We start from the raw sequence: 20,985 nt of genomic DNA, 5'->3' as shown, positions 1-20,985 counted from the left end.
CTCCTTGGAATAAAATAGGAACTAATTTGGGAAACCACAGAGCAACAGATTGATAAAGAACAGCACGCTGAGAGCCGTGACGCAGAAAGTGGCGTTGGGCATACGAATGGGAACGCAGGTTATTTGCAAAATGGAAATGATGGCCGTAATGAGCAGCACCAGGCCGCCGGGCAAATAACCGGCCGTGTTCAGCAACAGCATATTGATGATAATAAAAGCGGCATAAGGCGTTTGCAGGCCATAAGCGCTCTCATCCCCCGATCCTGTCTGCAGGGTGAAGTGCGACAGGCGCACGCAGCCAAACAGGACGATAGAGGCCGAAATAACGCCGGTCAGAAGGGGGGTATAGGCAAACTGCTGGAACAGCAATACGGCGGTAACCACATTGAAATTCAGCATATCGGCCAATGTATCGAACTGTTTGCCAAATGCCCGCTTCTCTTGCTGATGAGCATAAAAACGCCGGGCCAGATATCCATCAAGATGATCGAGCAAAATAGCGATAAACACCAACAGGATCGCCCACTCCGCGCGGTGGGCTAAAACCAGCATCAGCGCTACGATCCCCGCAAGAACATTGGTCGCGGTTACCAGATTCGCGCCATCTATATATTTACCGGGCATCAGCCAGTAGCGTCGTTTTGACATCATGGCAGTTCCAGTTTTTGAGCGAGCGTGGCGTGGTGGCAATTAGCCAATCGCTCAAGCGCGGTGTGGAACGTCGGTTCATCACAGCACAAGACGATCCTGATATGGTCGGCGCAGCTTTGCCCGTAAATAATGCCGGGGACCGTGGCGACGCGTGCAACCTGCAATAAGTAATCCGCGACGCTCTCGCCCACGGTGGCGAAGCGTTGCCGTTGTGCCGGCGGCAAACGTTGATAGAGCCCTCTAACGCAGGGAAACAAAAACATTCCCCCCATCGGCGAACGTGGCCAACTGAACCCCAGCGTTGGCGTTAACCGCTGTTTTGCCAGGCGTATTCGCGAGTGAAGCATTTTTTGCTTGTCCGCCAGCCAATCGTCGGTCTGTGCGTCCTGGAGTATGCGCAGGGCAATCTGTTCATATTGGCGGTTAACGCCAAGCACCAGGTAGTCGTGGGTTTTGCTGGCCGTGGCGATAAATTCGGCGCTTCCGACCAACCAGCCAATGCGCAGGCCGGGAATGCCGAATTTTTTGGAAAAACTGTTGGCCAGAACCGTCCTGCTCGCCAAGGGGTCAAAGCTGCGTGCAGGGTAATGCGGGCGGTTAAATGCCATGCTGTCATAGACTTCATCGTGAATAATCCAGGCGCCGCTGCGTTCTGCGCAGCGCATGAGCTGTTGCCATTCCTCGGCCGACAGCACATACCCCGATGGGTTTTCCGGGGAATTGACAATCACCGCTTTTGCCCCGCCGAGTTGGCTTCGGAATGACGGGTCGCTGTCGATCAAATCGGTGAATTCGGCATCGCCGACCGGGCGCGAAAAGCGCCGAGGCTGGCGGCCGAGAGCCAGCAGGGCGCGTTCATACAGCATATAGGAAGGATCGGTGATCGCCAGCGTATCCCCAGGATTCGAGCAGCACAGAATCGCCAGTGCGACGGCTTCAACGCCTCCGTGGGTGATTAAAACCTCGGTTTCAGGATTAATCTTGAGGTTATAACGGCGCAGATACCAGTCAGCGATCGCCTGACGCAGCGCCAGGGATCCCAACGAGTGCCCATAACGTTTCGCCGAGGAAAGAAACGCCTCCTGGGTCAGATCAGTCTGGGCAATCTCTGCCAGCAAATGCGCGGGTGGGCCAAATGCCGGTTCACCGATGCTCATGTTCATAATATCCGGATTGTCACGAGCGGCCTGCGAGATGGCTTTTGATACGTAAACCCCGATGTCGGACAACGTGCTGTTCAGCAGCGCCGGCTTCACTTGATCCAATGCGTTAGGCTCTTTCATGAGGTTAAGATCTCCTCGGCCAGATGGGTAGCCCGTTGCAGGTCGTTGTGATTGTCCACTTCAATCCAGGGGCGGCCGCCGGCGTCGACGTAGGCCGTCGGAAAACGGGAGAATGCCTGTTCGAAAATTTTGTAAAGCTGCATTTCCCCTTCAAACGGCAAGGTACTCAGCGCATCGACGATAAACTGCCGTGCCGCTTCGCCCAATTTGACGAAGCAGATAAATTCGCCGATGGCACCATCACCCGGTTGGCTTTTTGCCGTCCCATGCTCAATAAACAACAAATGTTCAACCTTGCCATTGGGGGCGATAACCAGCGTATCGATGCTGGGATTTTTGCTGTCGGAATCCACCGCAATGCAAATTTCGGCCGGGTTATCTATTACCTGCTTGAGCAACGACGGCGGGATAAGCAGGTCGCCTTCATAGTAAATCACCGGCCCAGGGTGTTGACTGAGGGCCAGCCAGGCGCTCCAGTCCAGATTGCGGGATTTGAACTGTGGATTGTGCGAGACAATAAAATGGCTGCCCCCCAATGATTCAAACAAAATCTGCGCGACCTCCGTGGCACCGTGCCCCAGAACAAAGGTTTTATGCCCGATGCCGGCGCGGTCGAAGGATTCGAGTTGGTAATCCACCATTCGTCGTTTTCCAAGCATCAGGCTGGCTTTATGCCGGGATGTGGTCAGTGGCAGTAGTCTGCTGCTGGAACCTGCCATTAAACATGCAAGACGCATTTTCAATCTCCTTGTGTAAAACAGCCGCCGCGTGGCAGGCCGGGGGTTACTCGGCGCGTTCCAGACCGGTTGACCAGCTTGCGCCTTGCGCATGGTTAACAACGATCGCTTTACCGTGATAAGCCTCATCGCGCGAGAAGGTGCCGGTGTAACGACCATCGATGACGATCGGGCCAATGCATACCATTCTTGGATTGTTCTGTTGATGCGGCAGGGTGTACGTCCATATGTCATCAACAATGTCCTGCAGGACAAAAGAACCGCCTTCCGTCAGTTGCCGTTCCAACTGCGCACGCCATTGCGGAGCCGACATCTGTCTGCCAAACATCACCTGGTAACCGCACAGGCCCAGCCCCGGTTTTAAAACCAGATTGCTCTGTTCGCGTATCGCTCTGGCCAAATTGCCCGGCGTTAAAATAAAGGTGGGGGGAATGTGGGCATCGATCAGTGCGCGCTCTTGCTCAGTGAACAGGTGGGCATAATCGGGATCGGTGAGAAGGGCCAGGTTTGCTTTGTTGTCGTAAACCGCACAGCTGGCCGGTACGCTGAACAGGTCTATCTGGCCCTGATTTTCCGCCGCGACCAGCGCTGCAATAAACGCGTTGTCGATGTTGTATTGCAGCTGTTCGGCGTACACCAAATCGGTAAAAACGATGTCGATTTTTACGCCGAAAGCATAGACGCCCGTTGGGGTGAAACGGACGTCCGCCGGTTTGCCGGTCAAGAGTCGAAAACCGCCGCGGCGGGCGATATGGCCAAAGTCGGGCCAGCCAAAATTGTCCTCCGGGATCTCGTCCGGATCGTCCAGCAATTCCAACATAACCGGGGTGCGTTCGTCCGCCAGCGGCGTGCGGTGGCGGTGCAATGTTTCGGCCCAGAGGCGCCCCATGTCCGGCGCATGGAGGGTAATTCCCGCTGCCTGCAGCCGATGGCTAAGCGCATGTTCCTGCAAGGTCGTGACATAACGATCGCAGATGCCCAGCCCGCCGAGTGAAGGCGTCACGTTCATTTCAACCAGTTTGAAGCCTTCGTGGGTCAGCAGTGCGTCCGGCCTGGCAAACAGCCGTGCGCGCGCTAATACGTGCGGCGTGCAGAAGGCCAGTATGTCTTCATGCTGTTGCGGCGTGAGGCACTGCGCGGCCAGAAAGCGCGAATAATCCCCGCCGAACAGGCGCTCCGGCAGGCTGAAAACGATGGCCAGCAGCCGCGCGGCGTCGGCACCGATGCTTGTCAGATGGCCGGGCGGGAACACCGCAGGCGGAAAGGTGGCGCGCCAGTCGCCGGGGTGTACCTTGAGCAATGCCTGGGAAAAGGCGTCAGCGGACTCGGCGCTGCCCTGCATGGAGTAGAAGTCCATAACCTGTTGATCAAGCGTATTTTTAATCACCCTTACCTCCCAGTTCCAATGATGAAAGACGCGCGATGGCCTGATTGAAAACCTGCTCGCTGGCGCAATTGGTCAATCGCAAGTGTTGCCGGCTTTCAGCGCCGTAAACGATTCCCGGCACCGTGGCGACTTGCCGTTCCACCAGAAGATATTCCGCGACTGCGCTGCCGGCATCAGGCGAAAAATCGCGCCAGCGGGTGGGTAAGGCCGGATAGAGTGCGGAAACCTCAGGGAACAGGAACATTCCCCCCATGGGGCGGCGTGACCAACGGAAGCCCTGCGTCTCGCCCAACGCCGAAAGCGCGTAACGGTTGCGGGCCGCCAGAATGTCCTGCTGCTGTTGCATCCAGTCGTCTACCTCGGGGGTGCTCAGCAGCCGTTCGGCGATAGGTTCGCCAAGAATACTCACGCCCAGACACAGGCTTTCGTGGACCCTGCTGGCGGCTTCAATCACCTTGGCCGGCCCAATCAGCCAACCTGTGCGCAAGCCGGGAATGCCAAACTTTTTTGAGCAACTGTTAATCAGCACGCTACGTTCGCGAAGGGCCGGAATGCACCAGGCGTTAAGGTGAGGGCGGGTGAAAGCCAGGGTGTCGTAGACTTCATCATGGATGACCCAGCGATCGCCTTTGTGAGAGTCATCGGCGAGCGCTTGCCAATCCGCGTCACTCATGACGTAGCCGGTAGGGTTCTCCGGGGAGTTGATCAGCACGGCACGCGCCGAGGCGTGGGTATTGGCCGCCAGCGCCGCCGCATATTCGTTTTCGCCTTCAGGGCGGGGCAGCGGATGGCTTTTACGGTTCAACAAGTGAATGGCTCGTTGATAAAGGGTGTAGGCCGGTGCCGCCAGCAGGATGCCGTCGCCAGGATTGGTCAACGCCTGCAACGCCAGATTGAGTGCTTCGATCCCCCCATGAGTCACCATTATTTCGCTTTCGGGATCGATATCGATAGCGTAACGACGCCGATACCACGCCGCTATCGCTCTGCGCAGCGACAGCGAGCCGCGTGAGTGTTCATAGCGCTTGACCGCATCCAGAAACCGTTCTTTGTTGAGATCTTCTCGGCAGATCACGTCAACCAACGCGGCGGGCGGACCAAAATCGGGTTCTCCCATACTGAGATTGAGGATCGCAGGGTTTGCTTTCGCCCGTTGAGAGACCGTCTTTGATGAGAGCGGGTTCAGGTGTTCCAAATACGCATTGATGGCAGGCATGGTATTCCTCTTATTCCTGATCCATTGACTGAGGGTTTACTGCGATAAGGCTACGCGCCAGCAAAATCAAACGATCGTAATTGAGCATCAGCGTAGTGAGGGTTACGGCGATCAACATACCGGTTTGCCATTGGCCGCTGACCAGCGACTGCATCACGAAGGCCAGCACCGGTATCAACGAATTCATAAAGGTAAACAGGGTGACGCCGACCCACTGCAGGCAGGTCTGCGACAAAAAAGAAGGTAAAACCATATTGGCGACGATAAGGATCAACAGGTTGCGCAAGGTTTCCGGGGCTACCCACAACGCGCCGAACTCGTGATGCGCGAACAGGTAAGCGGCGCTGCAGGCCAGCAGCATATAGCAGCGCAAAGAAACGACCGAGACCGGGCCAAGCCCGCTCTGCCGGCTGAAACGCAGCGAGCTGACGTAGTAAAGATACATCATGGCCCCCGCTAACATTGAGGTGCAAAGCACCTGCAACGGGAAGGCCGAGAGAGCATGAATGCACAGGATTGCCATCAGGATGAACAGTGACTTCAGCCAGCGCTTTTCTCGCAGGCAACTGCACAGTGCCGAAGAAAGGAAAAATACGCCGATGAAAAAATCGGCTGAGGCGTGCGTCACGCTGTAATAAGAAAATATCCAGTTCAGCACAAAGGCGACGGAAAGCATGAGCCACATGCGCCAATGGCGGCGCAGCGCGCGGTGATTGTGCCGCAGGCGACGGAACTCCCACAGGTTAAACACCACGCAGGCCGCCAGAGCCATATAGAACAGGCTGATCTCGATCGGTATGCCGCCGCCGACATGACTTAAAAATACCTGTGAGGCGGACGTGAGGGCAATATACAGCAAGGTCAGCAATTGCCCGTGCACCAGCTGCACCGAGGGTTTCTGATGGGGCGGGGAGGCCGAGGTCACAGGCATGTCAGGCCACCTCCAATGGGTAGAGGGCCGAATACAGCGGCTGAGATTGGCAACCCAAACGCGCTTTAATCCGGGCATTGGTCCTGCCCGCCTCAATCCGGCGGATACCTTGCGAGAACGCATACTGCACGCTGGCCGCGATCATGACGGTGTAAGGGCTGAAGCTCGAAAGCCGATAGTCGACGCCCCCGGCCCAAAGGTGCAGGCATTGCGGGTCGTTCAGGCAGATGACGGCGGCCACCAACTGGCCTTCATGTTCAACCTGGACCACGGTAATCAGCTCGCCGCAAGTTTCCAGAAAATGGAGAAACGTCGTTATCGGATAATAGTGCGGCGTACCGTTTCGGGAGCTGGTGGCGTGGCAAAGTTTGACCGCGGCGGCAAGATCGGCGTCTCGGCCCGAAAGCACGCGGTAGCTGCCGCGATCGCTGTCGAATTTCCGCAACTGGCGCTTCATCTCCTGTCGGCCATCGCGCGGGAGGGCTGCCAGATAATCGTCGAATTGGCCAAAGGGCATCAGATCGATAAAGAAACGGTCATGCATGAAATTGCAGCGATAACCCGCCCGCTCTGCGGCGCTCAATGAAGGCCCTGCGCTGAGATTGAGCAGGCCGCAGCCCGGAATGCCCTGCCGGTCGGCTAGCGCAATGAGCTCGGTCATCAAGCGTTGCGCCGCGTCTTCCGAACCTGGCCGATGCAGGATTTGCGTGTCGTAGCAATGGGCTATATGCCCCAAGAGCCCGCCGACGGGGGCGGCAAAATGAAAACCGGTACTTTTTGCCAACGTACCGAAGGGATCGGGTTGCGATTGCTGGTAGACCACCAACAACGCGTCAAGCCGCTCTCCTCGCCATGCCGCCAGGTAATGCGTGGCTAGCGTCGGCAACATGGGGTGACGTTCTGCCGCCGTCAGCAGATCAGGGTGATAAAAGGCCGGTTGCCCGCAGTCCATCCACAAGTCGGCATAGGCCTGGGCGTTGATTTCCGCGAATTGATGATGGCAAGACAGGTGATAACTCATAGTGCGGGCCTTAGCGAAAGTGGATTCGGTTGCAGGGTTCCGGGGGCGGCCTGTGCGGTAAATTCAGCGAACGCCGTCAGCAAATCATCGATATCCTGGATGTCGAGTTCCCCCATAACCCCAATGCGGAATGAATTTACCGCCCAGTGTTTGGTGGGGTAAATCACCAATCCGCGCTGGAATAAAAAGTCGTTCAGCTTGTCGATTTCGCACTGGATTCCCGGGTTCGGCGCCAGCGTGACAATCAACGGGGCGCAGAACTGCGGTTGAATTATCGGGGTGAAACCCAAACGTGCCATACCGTCGAGCAGATGCGCCATACGTTGAGAATACGCACGGTGACGCGCGCGCCTGCCGCCCTGTTGACGGTACTCGTCAATAGCTTGTTTCAGGGCCAGCATAATTTGCAGCGGCGGCGTGAAACGCCACTGCCCATTGCCATCCAACGCGTTGGCCTGCGCCCTGAGATCCAGGCTCAGCGTGCGTGGGGCTACGTGGGTTGCCAGCACGGCCTTTCGCACTAAAACGAAGGCGATGCCGGGTAGCCCATGCAGGCACTTATTGGCCGAAAGCGCGACGGCGGAAAGCGATGGCGCGCTGTAGTCCAACGGCAGTACGCCAAAGGTACTGATGGCGTCGATCAGCAACTGGCAGCCGTACCTGTTCGCCAACTGCGTCAGGCCATCAATATCATTGATCACGCCGAGCGCCGTTTCGAAATGAACGGCGGCGATGTGGGTAACCAAAGGCGTTTGCTTCAGGGCCAGTTCAACCTGCGCCAGGTCAAAACCCTGATGTGGCGGCAACGTCAGCACCGAATGCGGGATCGCGTGGATGCGGCAAATGTCCACCATACGGGCGCTGTAGACGCCATTTTCGATAATCAGCAAGTGGTCATCTGCCGCCGGCAGAGAACAAAGCATCGCTTCGACGGCAAAAGTGCCGCTGCCTGATAAGGGTACTGCGCTCCAACTCGCGTCGCATCCCGCGATATCCACGATGTCTTCACGCAACCGGGCGCTCAAGTGGATGGCGACCGGGCTGCGCGACCCTAAATCTCTGCCGGCGGCCTGGCGCACTTGCGCCGAGGTATTCAGCGGGCCGGGAGTGAATAAACGAAATTCCTGTGATTGCATCGTTGTCACCGTTCAACGGGATTGAGGCACTGTGCCGGCGTTGGTTTGCCGGGCGCTATGCAAGGTCGGGGTGGAAACGTGAAAGATGGGATTGTCCGGCGTGGCCCATTTACTCCGGTAGTAGTGGTGGTAAAAATCCCCCTCGCTAGCCAGATTGAAAGTAAAGAACAGGATGCGCCGGGTCGAGGACGAGCGGTTTTCGCTGGAGCGATGGGGAATATAAGAGTCGAACAAGATCACGTCGCCGGGGGCGGCATCGATCCTTTGCCAGCGCATGGTTGCGCAGAGACTGTCGTCGATATCCCCGTTGCGCGGCCCCCCCTGATAGCTGGGTAACTGGGGCAGGATCCCTCGGGGTGTATTCACCAGTTGCGCGCCTTTTGGCGTCAGGTCCCAGTGGGTGGCGATTTCCAACGCTCCGTTTTCTTCCACGGCGGCATCGAGCAGCACGGCAGCGGTCACCTGGTAATTTGAGGCGAAATGACGATAGGCCGTAATATCCTGATGGGGCGTGAACGCGCCACCGCCGGGATGTTTAAAATTGCATTTGTCTTTGAACAGGTTGACGGGTTGGCCAAGGTGCTGCTCTATCAATTGCGCCAGACAGGGCACCAGTTCTTGCGCGTAATAAGGCGAACTGCCGGCAAGGTACTCGATACGGCACAGTTGTTCGGCATTGCCGGCTTCGGTGACCACCACCAGGCCCGGCACGTTGTCGGTTGAAGCCGATAGCGCGCGTTGGCTGATTTCGGCCAGCGCGGATTCGATACGGCTCAGATCGAGGTTGGCCCGCGATTTTTCCAGATGGACAAAACCCTGCTGTTGAAAATGGTTACGTGAGGCGTTCATCACTTTCTCCTTATCCGTTTGGCGGCCACTCAGCGGCGGCCGCCGTGTATCCAGGGTTACACCATGCGTTTCATGGCCAGGTTAAAAACGTCGTCCGGCATGCAGAGCACCAGCCGGATGTGGTTATTGCCCTGCGGGCCATAGACCGAGCCGGGGACAACGGCAACGCCGCGTTCTTCCAAAAGGTAATTCGCTACGGCGTCGCCGATATGCTGGCCCGGTTGTCGGTATTTTTCAGGCATCCGTTGGTAGACGCCGCTCACTTCCGGGAACAGGAACATGGCACCGAGCGGTTTACGTGGCCAGCGATACCCGCGTTCTTCCGTCAGAGTATTCAGCGCGGTATGACAGCGCTGAGCGATGTTGGAGGACATTTCCTCCAGCCAGGCAAATTTGCCGTCATCGTTAAGCAAACGCTGTGCGATGCGCTCGTATTGGATATTGACGCCCAGATAGAGGTAATCATGCGCTTTGGCAGCCTGTTCGATAACCTGCGGCGGGGCTATCATCCAGCCGATACGCAGGCCAGGCAGACCGAATTTTTTTGAAAAACTGTTGATAATAATGGAGTTGTTGGCCAGGGAGGCGATGGCGCGCGCCGGTTGGTGCGGGCGTTCAAAGTGCATGGCATCGTACACTTCGTCATGAATGATCCAGCAACCGCTGCGCTCGGCACGTGCCCCAATCACCGCCCAATCCTGTGGGCTGGCGACATAGCCGGTCGGGTTTTCCGGGGAGTTGACAATCATCGCCTTCACCCCTTCCAGCGCGCCGTCCTGCGCCAGCATTTCCGCATACTCATGGTTGCCGGCAGGGCGCGTTATCCGCAGCGGAGTGCGTTCCAGCGTCTTCAGCGTGCGGGCATAGAGCATATAGGAGGGATCGCTGATGGCGACTTTATCCTGTGCCGACGTCGTGACAAGCAGAGCCAGCGTGATGGCTTCCACGCCACCGTGCGTCACCATGATTTCACGCTCAGGATCGAAATGCAGGCCGTAGCGATCGCGATACCAGGCGGCAATTGCCTGACGCAGAGCCAGGCTCCCTCGGGGATCCTCGTAGCGTTTTGAGGCGTCCATAAACGCCGACAATGACAAATCCTCCTGTTCTATCGCCTTCAGCAGATGCTCTGGAGGACCGAAAACCGGCTCGCCAAAACTCAGGTTTGCAATGGAGGGATCGGCCTTCGCTTTCAGCGAAATGGCTTTTGAGGCATAAATATCCATGCCCGTCAGAACAGCATTGAGGGCGTTCGGTTGGGTAGTATCATGAATGTTCATGAGTCCGTTCTCGGTTGTAGGGATTGAGTGAGAAATGCGGCCCCCCTCGGGAAGCTGCACGGTATTTGCCATGGTTTTTTCGAACGGTGAAGCGGGGTCTATCGTTTTCAGATGGGATTGCAGACGGCGCGCGACGTTATAAGGCGACAGCGTCGGGCGGCCCAACTGCGCCATCGACCCGATGCCGATCGGAACATGCAACAGCCGGGGGCCGGCAATATCCGTTTGACGCAGTGCTTTGGCGAAGCTGTCGGAATCGTTGCAATGCTGTGCGTGGGCATAGCCGGCCGCATAGGCCATGGCGACAAAATCCACGCCAGGGGACGCGGTGGGTTGGGCTCCCGTCGAGTCGTAGCTGCCGTTATCCAAAATAATATGTATCAGGTTGTCGGGCTTGCTGGCGCCGATGCCGGCAAAATTTCCCAGATGCATCAGCGCAGCGCCATCCCCGTCGATCACGTAGACCGGCAAGCTGGCGCAGCCCAAGGCAATGCCGTGAGCGATTGCGCTGGCGTAGCCCATCGACCCGACGCAATAAAAATGTTCAGGGCGGTCAGATAACGTAAACAGTTCTCGGCCGGTTTTGCCGGTCGTAGCGATGATCACGCCATCGGGATTAGCGTGAGCCAGCAACGTTGCCAACGCCTCTTCACGGCGCGGATACGCCGTTTGCGGCTCAGGCATTGGAGATTGCGCGGCGCAAAACTGATTGCCGGTCAGAACCAATGCATAAGGGCGCTGCTCTGCCTGAATATAATTGCAGGCGTGCTGCAGGCTGGCCAAGGCTCCGGTTTCGTCGTCGGGCAGCACGGCCCACTCGACCCCCGCCAGGCTTAGCAATTCGGGCGTGATCTCGCCCATCAACCTGTGTTGCGGTTCATCTTTGGTACCGGGCTGGCCACGCCAGGTCACCAACAACAAGACCGGAATCGAGAAAGGCTCGTTAAGCGATGTCAGTGGGTTTATCAGATTACCCAACCCGGAATTCTGACACAGGACAACGGCCGTTTTATTGGCAAGCCAAAGTCCGGAGGCCAGAGACAGCGCCTCACCCTCGTTTGAGGCCAGTACGTAGTGGGTTTCATCGCGAGCAATAACTTCATTGATCAGCGGGGTTAAATAAGAGCAGGGGACACCGGTAAAATAGTGTGTACCTTGCTCAATCAATGCATTAACAAAATCGCGGACGTTAATCATCTAACCATTTCCTCACGAATGAATAGAAAAACCGGCTGACTGTCGCGTTAAAGGGTTAAGTATTTTTGTTCGGCCAGTTGTACTTCATATTCGTTGGTGAGTTTGAACACATCGTCCAAAGAGGCAATTTCACGTTCAATCTGTGCAACGCTATTATGTTGGCGAATATTTCGGGTAATAGCGCGCATAGCGGCGATGGAAGCACGCAGGCTATGATTAGCCCAGATAACCGTGGATACACCGACTTCACGGAACGCATCGGTAGCGGTGTTATAGTATTTCGTCGGTACGATAACGATCGGGCAATCATTTTGCCATTGGCGGCAAAAGTCCATGATCTCCGCACCGTCAGATTGTTTGGAGTGAATTAATACCGCATCGGCTCCCGCACTGGCGTAGGCGTCGGCGCGTTTCAACGCTTCTTCCATGGGGCAGCCGCTGATAAGCGCTTCCACACGGGCAACCACGCAAAAATCGCTGTCCAACTGGCTGTCTTTCGCCGCTTGTATTTTGCCGCAAAATTCACTGATGGAAGCCAGATCCTGCCCTGCGCCAATAAAAGAGTTTATTTTAGGGAATAATTTGTCTTCCAGACACACGCCGGCGACGCCTCGCTGAGACAGTTTTTTAACCAAGCGGCGGACATTATTAAAGTTGCCAAAGCCAGTGTCCCCATCTAATAAAATAGGGATGGCGGTGTTATCTACCATAAAATCGACAACGTCCATCACCTGAGTCCAGGACGCTTCATTTCTGTCGCTAAGCCCCATAGAGGCGGAAATAGATAGCCCGGAAGCCCATAATGCCTCAAAGCCGCTTTCTTCGGCTATTTTAGCGCTCATGGCATTATGGGCCTCCATCAGGAAAGAGAGTTCTTTCTTTTGCAGTATATTCTTTAAAGCCGATGTTTTTCTCATAGCATTACCTCAATTAACATTGATATACAGTGATGGTTCAATGGCTCTTCATAGTGAAAGTGTCAGGTACTAATCAGAATAATCAAAGCAAGCATAAGACCCAATGACTGCGCTTGTCATAGTGAAGGATGACGAGAATAGTTAAAGGCACCTGCAATCGCTGAGTAATCATTTTTGCCTTTGTACTGAGGAAGGCGAGTCCGTTTTATTGTTTTGTAATGACTTACTTTAAATTAACGAGGCTGTTTAACAGGTGATTATAATAATTATCCACCGTGTTAAGACGCATATTCGCGCCAATCCATATTTCCGCCATTGCCGCCGGCGATTTCTCTACAATTGGCGTGATCACTTGCTGCAACCAGCCTTCCGCATGGATCACATCAATCCCGATATGCTCGGTGTAGTAGCGCAGATCCCGCTCGGTAAAACCAAGGCGTTTACTGCCCAAAACCAGTTTTTCGTATTGGCTGGGATCCAGCAATTCCGTAATGGCCAGGGCACCGATCAGCTTGAAATAATGTTCTCGGTTGGTGCCCCCCAACATAAACAGGTTGTAACCGCTCAATCCTTGCCAGTCCAGGGTGTCGGCAAAATTGTCTTCCGGCAACTCAAGGTGATTGCGCATCAGCAAATCTTTGTACAAATTGACATGAGTATGGTGGTCGCTGCCTTCGCCGCACTCATCCCACATATTGCGACTGAGCTCACCTCGGACCTCGAGACGTGCGCCCACCATCGCCATGGCGATTAAATCAAAAAACAGCAAATTCAATGCGCTGTCGCTTTTGAAGAATGCGTTCATTTGCGCTTTTGACGCGTCATGCTGCAAAAATTCGTAGAGCGGGTGCGTCGCTGAGCGATGGTGTGACCAGAGTTTCCGCAGGCTTTCCGTAAACAGTTGCGGGCTCGTCGCGCTGGGCAATGCGGCGAAATGCTCCGTCTCATGCGCCAACCATTTTTTTTCTATCATTCGTTTGATAGTGACCATCACAGGGTGGTGTTGGTTTTTGCTTTCTGCGCTTAACGGGTCGGCTAAAAATGTCTGGTACAACCAAAATAAGGTTTTTTGCACGGCTTTGCGGCTGTGCTCAATGTCCGTGCTGTGATAGGCCGAGATCAGTTCAGTCTCTGTGGTGGCCAGGAGTATTGCCGGCAGGGTGGGATGACGGCAAAAAAATGCATCCAAATCCTCCATTCGCAACAGACTTGCCACGAACTCATCCAGGCTGGTGGACAGCAGTTGGCTTTGCGTCAATTCAGTAGTTACCAAATCTAAACTATCCATCATTTACCCCCATAAAATTTGCTGATATAAAAGCTAATGTAAACAGGTTGGTTTTTCAAATTTAATATTTCAAAAATGTTTCATTTTTGTTTACTGCATTGATTAATATATAATTTTATTTTTCTTTCTTTGTTTTTTCGTGTGATTTAAATCACATTTTCTGTAAAATGAAACAGATCGGTACACATTAATTATTATTAATTTATTAATGGGGCGGTAGGATTGGCCGGCAATAAAAATGCCGCATTGCTGCGGCATAGGTGCGAAATTGGGGGCGCGGAGGTTGCGGAGGTTAAAGTACGATGTTTTCGGCTTCGAGGATGGTTTTGGCCGTTGCCCAGGCGATCAGTGCCGGCGAGTATTCACTGCGGTCGGCGTAGGTCAGTTCCGAGATGATTGCGCCGTCCAGCAGTATGACAAAGGTGAAAGCGATGCGTTGCGCTCGTTCTTTTTTAACCAGCGAAAACAGAATGCCGGTGATTAACGCCACCAGGGCGTCTTTCATCTCTTTATTGATACTGGAAATTTCTTTTGATTTGTTGCCAAACTCAAGCAATGAGTTGGTAAACATACAACCGCGAAAGCTTTTGTCTTTAAACCAGGTGTGATAAAAATTGAATAATGAAAAGAGTTTATCTTTCGGCGTGAGATTGTTTTCAATCACCTCCGTGATATTTTTTATGAAATCGTCTTTACGCTGGGTTAATACCTCAATGATTAACTGATCTTTTGAAGCGAAGTTGCGGTACAGCGTCAGCTTGGAAATACCCGCCTCGGTAATGATCTTGTCAATACCCACCGCTTGATAACCTTCTTTATTAAATAACTCCGCCGCGACATTCATTATTATTTGTTTTTTAGTTGTCATAATATCCCCTGAAAGCTAACGAAATATTTATAATAATATCACAATTTATAAACAAAGGTATCCGCACGGGGGACCGTGATGCAATGCAAAAAAACCTGCATCCGGTTTTTGTTCTTTTGTTAAAGTTGTTGCACCAGTGCTTTCAGTTGCCTGATAAGCGCGTTTTCCGAACCCGCAGCCTCGGGTTTGCCGGTGGACTGCCGGATAACCAGGGTGGTCGGCAACAGATCGTTAAACGCCTCTTGCGGCTGATTCGCCATGCTCAACAAATGGGTGACCGCACGTTTACCTATTAGATCAAAGTCCTGCCTCACCGTGGTCAGGGCCGGGTGGAAATACTGGCTGTCGGGGGTATCATCATAGCCAATCACGGACACGTCCTGCGGTATGCGCTTGTTGAGTTGCCGCAACGCGCTGATGACCCCTAACGCCATCTGATCGCTGGCGACCAGCATCGCCGTGATATCCGGGTGCCTGCCGAATAATTCCATGGTTTTTACCCAGCCGCTGTTGGCGCTCCAGTCGCCGTACTCGGTATCCGTCTCCGCAATGCCCGCCTGATACAGGGTGTCGCGCCAACAGGCCAGGCGCAGCCGTGCCGAAATGGAGCTTTCCGGCCCGGCCAGCAAACCGAATTTCCGGTGCCCCAGTTCCAGAAGCAGGTCGACGCTGCTGGCGGTGCCGTCGCTGTGAAGAAAGCCAAGGTGGCAGACCTCTGCGGCGGGCGGCACGTCCAGAAACAGTTGCTGTATGTCCGGGTTATCCCGCGCCAGGGTTTCCGCATCCGCTTTTTCCAGCGGCAGGCTCATGACCACGCTGTTGATCTTCTGCGCCCGAAATTCATTCAGCGCCGATTGCAGGACGTTCAACTGCCCGGTTTTCAACATCGATATCGCCACCTGATACCCCACCAATTCCGCATGGTGCTTGAACGATGAAGCGATTTGCGAAGGGGCGTGCAGCGCAAGGGAGGTGGTGATCAAGCCAAATGTCGGCAAGGTTTTGCCGGCCAGGATCTGTGCGGAGCGGTTGGGCACATAATTGAGCGTATTCATCGCGCCCAGCACCTTATTGCGCGTGCGCTCGGAGACGATATCCGGGTTGTTCAACACCCGCGACACGGTTTGCTGGGAAACTCCCGCCTCTTTTGCCACGTCTTCCAACGTTGCCTGCCGTTTATTCATCAATTCAATCTCGCAATAACGCGCGGCGTTAAATAGTGCTACCGGTGAGGAACATGCAGAGCGCCGACACGCCGTGAATCCGCCCATCGAGGCTCGTATCGCGCGTCCATGCGCCAACGGTCGGCTAACCTGCATGCTCCCACCCGTCTCAAGTTTGGGTGTCGCGGTATTAAACGCAGTTATTTAGCCCGCAATGTGCCCTTTTGTCTGAAAATGTATTAAAAAAACATTTCATGTCATGCGCAATACATTATAGGAAACAATCGACAAATAGCGTGATTGACCTCAAATATACCCACCAAATTTATTGCCCGCCAGGGCGTGTATCGTATTTACTCGCTTTAAAATGTATAGCGCTATACATCCCTATGACAGCAGGTAAGGATTGTTATGAAGCAGCCTCTTTATTCGGTAAACGATAACCCGCCGGACAGCGTTCTCCCTCAGGTGCTGGCCCGGCAGGACTGGCAGAACCCGGCCGTCACCCACCTCAACAGATTGCCCGCCCACCCGCAATTTCGCAGTTGGCGCGCGCTTGAAGAGGCCAGGGATAACCGGCGTTCCGATCGGCGCATTTCGCTGGATGGCGAATGGCAGTTTGTTTATCTGAACCGCCCCGAGGCGGCGGACCCGCGCTGGTTAGTGGCGGATGGCCCGGATAGCCGGGCCGTAACAGTGCCTTCTAACTGGCAGATGGACGGCTATGATGCGCCTATCTACACCAACGTTCGCTACCCGATCTCGACCGAGCCGCCTTTTGTGCCGCAGGAGAACCCGACGGGGTGCTATTCGCGCGAAATTGACATCCCTGAAGCCTGGCTGAAGGCTGGCAAAACCCGAATCATCTTCAACGGGGTAAACTCGGCGTTCCACCTTTTTTGCAATGGGGTGTGGATTGGCTATTCGCAGGACAGCCGTTTACCGGCCGAGTTCGATTTAACCGACGCGCTGCATGCCGGTGGGAACCGTATCTGCGCGATGGTGATGCGCTGGAGTTCGGGGACCTGGCTTGAGGATCAGGACATGTGGCGCATGAGCGGCATTTACCGCTCGGTGTCATTGCTGCACAAGCCGGACACCCATCTTACCGATTTTCAACTGGCCGCCGGGCTGGATACGGAGTATCGGCACGGCACCTTGCAGGCCTCGGTGCATGTCGCGGCGGGGAAAGCCCAGCCGGCGGGGCTGCAGGTGGAGTTATCCCTGTGGCGAGGCGACGAAAAAATCGCCGGCCAACGCAAGCCGCTGGGCACCGAGGCGATTGACGAGCGGGGGGCTTATGCCGATCGGGTGACCTTTGCGTTGCCGGTGCAGGCGCCGGATTTATGGAGTGCCGAGTTACCCCATTGTTATCGCGCCGTCATTGCGCTTTATGGCGCCGATGGGGAGCTGATTGAGGCCGAGGCGGCGGACACCGGTTTTCGCCGCGTAGAGATAACGGACGGGCTGCTGAAAGTGAACGGCAAGCCGCTGCTGATCCGTGGCGTCAACCGGCATGAGCACCACCCGCAACGCGGCCAGGCGATCAATGAAGAGGACATGATTCAGGATATTCTGCTGATGAAGCAGAACAACTTTAATGCCGTGCGCTGTTCGCATTACCCCAACAATCCCCGTTGGTACGAGCTCTGTGACCGCTACGGTCTTTACGTGGTGGATGAGGCCAATATCGAAACTCACGGTATGGTGCCGATGGCGCGGCTGAGTGACGATCCGAGCTGGTTCCCGGCTTACAGCGCCCGCGTGACCCGCATGGTGCAGTGCAACCGCAACCATCCTTCCATCATCATCTGGTCGTTGGGCAATGAGTCCGGGCATGGCAGTTTGCATGATGCGCTTTATCGCTGGATCAAAAGCAGCGATCCCACACGGCCGGTTCAGTACGAAGGCGGCGGGGCCAACAGCGCGGCCACGGATATCCTTTGCCCGATGTATGCCCGGGTGGATGAAGATCAACTCATCCCTGGGGTGCCAAAATGGTCGATAAAAAAATGGGTCGGCATGCCGGGCGAAAACCGCCCGCTGATACTGTGCGAATACGCCCACGCGATGGGCAACAGCCTGGGGGATTTTGATAAGTACTGGCGGGCGTTTCGTCAGTATCCGCGGCTACAGGGCGGGTTTGTCTGGGACTGGGCCGACCAATCGCTGCTTAAAGACGATGGGAATGGCTTGCTTGCTCCGGCCTATGGCGGCGACTTCAACGACACGCCCAATGACCGGCAGTTCTGCCTGAACGGCCTGGTGTTTGCCGACCGCACGCCACACCCTTCGCTCCATGAAGCCAAACAGGCGCAGCAGTTCTTCCAGTTTTCGTTGGTGGGCCATGCGCCGCTCGAGGTGGCCGTCGGCAGTGAATACCTGTTCCGCCGTACCGACAATGAAAGGCTGCACTGGCGCATTGAACAGGATGGGCGCGAATGGCGGTCGGGTGAGGTGGAGTTGGACCTCCCGCCGCAGGGCAATGCCGTCGTCACCCTGGCGGAACGTATCGATTTGCCGGCGAATGCCCGCAATGTCACCCTGATCCTTGAAGTTATCCAGCCGGAGGCCACCGCCTGGTCATCGGCCGGGCATCGCGTCGCATGGCAACAATTCCGGCTGCCGACGGCGCTGGCGTTGCCGGATGCGCCAACACCCGGCGTTCGCCCTGAATTGCAGATTGATGAAGAGGGTTATCGGGTGCGGCATGGCGAACAGCAATGGTTTATCGACCGCAAGAGCGGTTTGTTGACGCAGTGGACGGTGGCGGGTGAAGACAAGCTGATGAGCCCGTTCACCGACCAGTTTGTTCGTGCGCCGCTGGATAACGACATTGGGGTCAGTGAAGTCGAACGAATCGACCCTAACGCCTGGGTGGAACGCTGGAAAAAAGCCGGGCTTTATGCCATGCAGAGAACCTGCACCCAGTGCACGGCGGCGGCTGACGAAGACCGGGTGGAGATCCGCAGCACCTTCCATTACCGCTATGGCGATGAGGTGCTGATCGTCAGCCACTGGCAGATGATGATTGATGGCCACGGCGCGCTGAAGATTAACGTCGAAGGGGAGCGCGCCGGCCATTTGCCGCCGCTGGCGCGCATCGGCATGGTTTTCCAGGCCACACCGGCGGCGGCAGACGTGGAGTGGTTAGGGTTGGGGCCGCATGAGAACTACCCTGACCGCCAAACAAGTGCTTGTTTCTCACGCTGGCGCTTGCCGTTGAGCGAGATGGTCACCCCGTACGTATTCCCCACGGAGAATGGCTTGCGTTGCAACACCCAGGAGCTCAATTGGGGAGGCTGGCGCGTCGACGGATTATTCCATTTCTCCATCATGCCTTACGGCAGCAAACAGTTGATGGACGTCGACCATTGGCATCTGTTGCGCGCCGAACCCGGTATCTGGATCACCCTGGACGCGCAGCACATGGGCGTGGGGGGCGATGACTCCTGGACGCCGAGCGTGCATGAAGAGTGGTTGTTAAAGGAAACGCAGTGGCGTTATCAGGTCAGTGTTAAGCATCAGTAAGCGTGGAGGGGGGTATACCCGTCATACTTGAAGCTGCCTCTGTGTTGGCTGCGCTCACTTACCCGAATCACTTACTACAGTAAGCTCATCGGGATGCGCTCCCTTGCCGCCTTGACGCAACTCCAATTATTTTGGGTATATTTCCCCCATTACAAAATAATAATCCAGGTGACACTATGAAATTGACTCAGCTCTCGGCACAGGAACGGCATAACTTTATTTATTTTATGCTTTTCTTCTTTTTCTACTATTTCATCATGTCGGCGTATTTCCCTTTTTTCCCGATATGGCTTTCGGATGTCAATCACCTCACCAAAACTGAAACCGGGATGGTTTTTTCTTTTATTGCCTTGTTCGCCATTATTTTCCAGGTGGCTTTCGGTTTGATTTCCGACAAGCTGGGCCTGCGCAAACACCTGATCTGGGCGATTGTCATTCTTTTGATTTTATTCGCGCCGTTCTTTATTTACGTGCTGGCGCCTTTGCTGCAATACAATATTTATGCCGGCGCGTTGGCGGGGGGCCTTTACCTGGGGTTTGTATTCTCCGGCGGCGCGGGCGCCGTGGAGGCCTATATTGAGCGCGTCAGCCGCACCAACCGTTTCGAATACGGCAAGGTTCGCGTTTCCGGCTGCGTGGGCTGGGCTATTTGCGCGTCGATAACCGGGTTGCTGTTCAGCATTAACCCTAACATTACCTTCTGGATCGCCTCCGGGTTCGGGGTGGTGCTGGCCGTCTTGTTGATTGTATCCCGCCCGCAACCGAACCAGACGGCGCAGGTAATGGGCAAGCTGGGGGCGAACCAGCGCGAGTTCTCGCTGGCTATGGCGTTGGAACTGTTGAAAATGCCGCGCTTTTGGGCCTTCTTGTTATACGTGATTGGCGTCGCCAGTATTTACGACGTGTTCGATCAGCAATTCGCCAACTTTTTCAAAGGCTTCTTTTCATCGCCCCAAAGGGGCACCGAGATCTTCGGTTTCGTCACCACCGGCGGGGAGTTATTGAATGCCTGCATTATGTTTTGCGCCCCGTTTATCATTAACCGCATCGGCGCCAAAAATGCGCTGCTGGTGGCCGGCGCCATCATGTCGGTGAGGATTATCGGTTCGTCCTTCGCCAGCAGCGGCATTGAAGTGATTTTACTGAAAACGCTGCATATGTTTGAGCTGCCGTTCCTGCTGGTGGGCACCTTTAAATATATCTCCTCAGTGTTTGATCCCCGGGTGTCGGCAACCTTGTTCCTGATCGGCTTTAATTTGTCCAAACAGCTTTCGGGCGTGGTGCTTTCCGCCTGGGTGGGCAGAATGTATGACTCTGTGGGGTTCCATCAGGCCTATCTGATCCTCGGCCTGATCACCACCACCTTTACCGTCATTTCCTATTTCACGCTGACGGGGCGCGGCCTGCGTGCACCGGCGGAGGCTAACACCGCCACGCCGTAACGCATTGCCGCAAGCACAGGCAACGGCCCGACAAAAAGCCCGCTCAGGTTTGCCCCGAGCGGGCTTTCTTTTCGATCTGGCTAAAGAG

Annotated in this window: 16 protein-coding genes; 2 read left to right on the top strand and 14 right to left on the bottom strand. The window is 55.2% G+C overall.

All coding sequences use genetic code 11. The annotated features are described in order from the left end of the window. Positions 1-21: 21 nt before the first annotated feature. The 14 genes from ACTJJ1_RS10425 to ACTJJ1_RS10360 form a co-directional block, all read right to left on the bottom strand. Complete coding sequence (locus ACTJJ1_RS10425) at positions 22-651, bottom strand: CDP-alcohol phosphatidyltransferase family protein (protein ID WP_202291602.1); 630 nt, start codon at positions 649-651, stop codon at positions 22-24. Further along, positions 648-1,934 (bottom strand): pyridoxal phosphate-dependent aminotransferase, encoded by a 1,287-nt coding sequence (locus ACTJJ1_RS10420; protein WP_004946700.1) that lies wholly within the window; start codon positions 1,932-1,934, stop codon positions 648-650. Before ACTJJ1_RS10420 ends, ACTJJ1_RS10425 begins: the two co-directional genes overlap by 4 nt. After that, positions 1,931-2,653, bottom strand: coding sequence for a sugar phosphate nucleotidyltransferase (locus ACTJJ1_RS10415; protein WP_235196215.1), 723 nt, complete (start codon positions 2,651-2,653; stop codon positions 1,931-1,933). The genes ACTJJ1_RS10420 and ACTJJ1_RS10415 overlap by 4 nt, the downstream gene beginning before the upstream one ends. 64 nt (positions 2,654-2,717) lie before the next feature. After that, a complete protein-coding gene (locus tag ACTJJ1_RS10410) occupies positions 2,718-4,058 on the bottom strand; it encodes a hypothetical protein (RefSeq protein ID WP_440833491.1) in 1,341 nt (446 codons plus the stop codon). Further along, positions 4,051-5,274: a pyridoxal phosphate-dependent aminotransferase gene (locus ACTJJ1_RS10405; RefSeq protein ID WP_440833489.1), complete on the bottom strand. Its 1,224-nt coding sequence runs from the start codon at positions 5,272-5,274 to the stop codon at positions 4,051-4,053. The genes ACTJJ1_RS10410 and ACTJJ1_RS10405 overlap by 8 nt, the downstream gene beginning before the upstream one ends. A gap of 10 nt (positions 5,275-5,284) precedes the next feature. Beyond that, on the bottom strand, positions 5,285-6,205 hold the full coding sequence (locus ACTJJ1_RS10400) for a hypothetical protein (RefSeq protein ID WP_202291598.1): 921 nt from the start codon (positions 6,203-6,205) through the stop codon (positions 5,285-5,287). Position 6,206: 1 nt separating this feature from the next. Further along, positions 6,207-7,226, bottom strand: a complete 1,020-nt coding sequence (locus ACTJJ1_RS10395) for a GNAT family N-acetyltransferase (RefSeq protein WP_440833487.1) — start codon at positions 7,224-7,226, stop codon at positions 6,207-6,209. Further along, positions 7,223-8,362 (bottom strand): 2-aminoethylphosphonate--pyruvate transaminase, encoded by a 1,140-nt coding sequence (locus ACTJJ1_RS10390; protein WP_020439383.1) that lies wholly within the window; start codon positions 8,360-8,362, stop codon positions 7,223-7,225. Before ACTJJ1_RS10390 ends, ACTJJ1_RS10395 begins: the two co-directional genes overlap by 4 nt. A 12-nt stretch (positions 8,363-8,374) precedes the next feature. Next, positions 8,375-9,211 carry a phytanoyl-CoA dioxygenase family protein gene (locus tag ACTJJ1_RS10385; protein WP_006326451.1) on the bottom strand — a complete coding sequence of 279 codons (837 nt, stop codon included), beginning with the start codon at positions 9,209-9,211 and terminating at the stop codon, positions 8,375-8,377. A gap of 56 nt (positions 9,212-9,267) precedes the next feature. Continuing rightward, the gene (gene aepY, locus ACTJJ1_RS10380) at positions 9,268-11,688 is read right to left on the bottom strand and encodes a phosphonopyruvate decarboxylase (protein WP_208904215.1); all 2,421 of its coding nucleotides are present in this window, start codon (positions 11,686-11,688) and stop codon (positions 9,268-9,270) included. 47 nt (positions 11,689-11,735) lie between these two features. Beyond that, positions 11,736-12,605 (bottom strand): phosphoenolpyruvate mutase, encoded by an 870-nt coding sequence (gene aepX, locus ACTJJ1_RS10375; protein ID WP_004946681.1) that lies wholly within the window; start codon positions 12,603-12,605, stop codon positions 11,736-11,738. 223 nt (positions 12,606-12,828) lie between these two features. Then, entirely contained in the window at positions 12,829-13,896 is a 1,068-nt protein-coding gene (locus ACTJJ1_RS10370; protein ID WP_122288545.1) for an iron-containing redox enzyme family protein, read from the bottom strand. A 289-nt stretch (positions 13,897-14,185) separates the two neighbouring features. Then, positions 14,186-14,761 (bottom strand): TetR/AcrR family transcriptional regulator, encoded by a 576-nt coding sequence (locus ACTJJ1_RS10365; RefSeq protein ID WP_325986774.1) that lies wholly within the window; start codon positions 14,759-14,761, stop codon positions 14,186-14,188. A gap of 119 nt (positions 14,762-14,880) precedes the next feature. Next, positions 14,881-15,945 carry a LacI family DNA-binding transcriptional regulator gene (locus ACTJJ1_RS10360; RefSeq protein WP_006326443.1) on the bottom strand — a complete coding sequence of 355 codons (1,065 nt, stop codon included), beginning with the start codon at positions 15,943-15,945 and terminating at the stop codon, positions 14,881-14,883. A 390-nt stretch (positions 15,946-16,335) separates the two neighbouring features. Here ACTJJ1_RS10360 and ACTJJ1_RS10355 point away from each other — a divergent pair, with 390 nt between their 5' ends. After that, the gene (locus ACTJJ1_RS10355; RefSeq protein WP_440833483.1) at positions 16,336-19,455 is read left to right on the top strand and encodes a beta-galactosidase; all 3,120 of its coding nucleotides are present in this window, start codon (positions 16,336-16,338) and stop codon (positions 19,453-19,455) included. A gap of 176 nt (positions 19,456-19,631) precedes the next feature. Beyond that, positions 19,632-20,897, top strand: a complete 1,266-nt coding sequence (locus ACTJJ1_RS10350; protein ID WP_440833482.1) for an MFS transporter — start codon at positions 19,632-19,634, stop codon at positions 20,895-20,897. Positions 20,898-20,985 lie beyond the last annotated feature (88 nt).

The organism is Serratia sp. 22264, assembly GCF_052045345.1.
In the GTDB taxonomy this organism is placed as follows: Bacteria; Pseudomonadota; Gammaproteobacteria; order Enterobacterales; family Enterobacteriaceae; genus Serratia; species Serratia plymuthica.
This window is presented reverse-complemented; position numbering and strand designations above follow the sequence as displayed.

What these genes read in the sequence shown, in the direction of transcription:
- ACTJJ1_RS10400 (WP_202291598.1), bottom strand. Translation starts at nt 6,205, where the DNA reads ATGCCTGTGACCTCGGCCTCCCCGCCCCATCAGAAACCCTCGGTGCAG.
- ACTJJ1_RS10395 (WP_440833487.1), bottom strand. Translation starts at nt 7,226, where the DNA reads ATGAGTTATCACCTGTCTTGCCATCATCAATTCGCGGAAATCAACGCC.
- ACTJJ1_RS10360 (WP_006326443.1), bottom strand. Translation starts at nt 15,945, where the DNA reads ATGAATAAACGGCAGGCAACGTTGGAAGACGTGGCAAAAGAGGCGGGA.
- aepY (WP_208904215.1), bottom strand. Translation starts at nt 11,688, where the DNA reads ATGATTAACGTCCGCGATTTTGTTAATGCATTGATTGAGCAAGGTACA.
- ACTJJ1_RS10390 (WP_020439383.1), bottom strand. Translation starts at nt 8,362, where the DNA reads ATGCAATCACAGGAATTTCGTTTATTCACTCCCGGCCCGCTGAATACC.
- ACTJJ1_RS10350 (WP_440833482.1), top strand. Translation starts at nt 19,632, where the DNA reads ATGAAATTGACTCAGCTCTCGGCACAGGAACGGCATAACTTTATTTAT.
- ACTJJ1_RS10365 (WP_325986774.1), bottom strand. Translation starts at nt 14,761, where the DNA reads ATGACAACTAAAAAACAAATAATAATGAATGTCGCGGCGGAGTTATTT.
- ACTJJ1_RS10425 (WP_202291602.1), bottom strand. Translation starts at nt 651, where the DNA reads ATGATGTCAAAACGACGCTACTGGCTGATGCCCGGTAAATATATAGAT.
- ACTJJ1_RS10370 (WP_122288545.1), bottom strand. Translation starts at nt 13,896, where the DNA reads ATGATGGATAGTTTAGATTTGGTAACTACTGAATTGACGCAAAGCCAA.
- ACTJJ1_RS10405 (WP_440833489.1), bottom strand. Translation starts at nt 5,274, where the DNA reads ATGCCTGCCATCAATGCGTATTTGGAACACCTGAACCCGCTCTCATCA.
- ACTJJ1_RS10385 (WP_006326451.1), bottom strand. Translation starts at nt 9,211, where the DNA reads ATGAACGCCTCACGTAACCATTTTCAACAGCAGGGTTTTGTCCATCTG.
- ACTJJ1_RS10355 (WP_440833483.1), top strand. Translation starts at nt 16,336, where the DNA reads ATGAAGCAGCCTCTTTATTCGGTAAACGATAACCCGCCGGACAGCGTT.
- aepX (WP_004946681.1), bottom strand. Translation starts at nt 12,605, where the DNA reads ATGAGAAAAACATCGGCTTTAAAGAATATACTGCAAAAGAAAGAACTC.
- ACTJJ1_RS10415 (WP_235196215.1), bottom strand. Translation starts at nt 2,653, where the DNA reads ATGGCAGGTTCCAGCAGCAGACTACTGCCACTGACCACATCCCGGCAT.
- ACTJJ1_RS10420 (WP_004946700.1), bottom strand. Translation starts at nt 1,934, where the DNA reads ATGAAAGAGCCTAACGCATTGGATCAAGTGAAGCCGGCGCTGCTGAAC.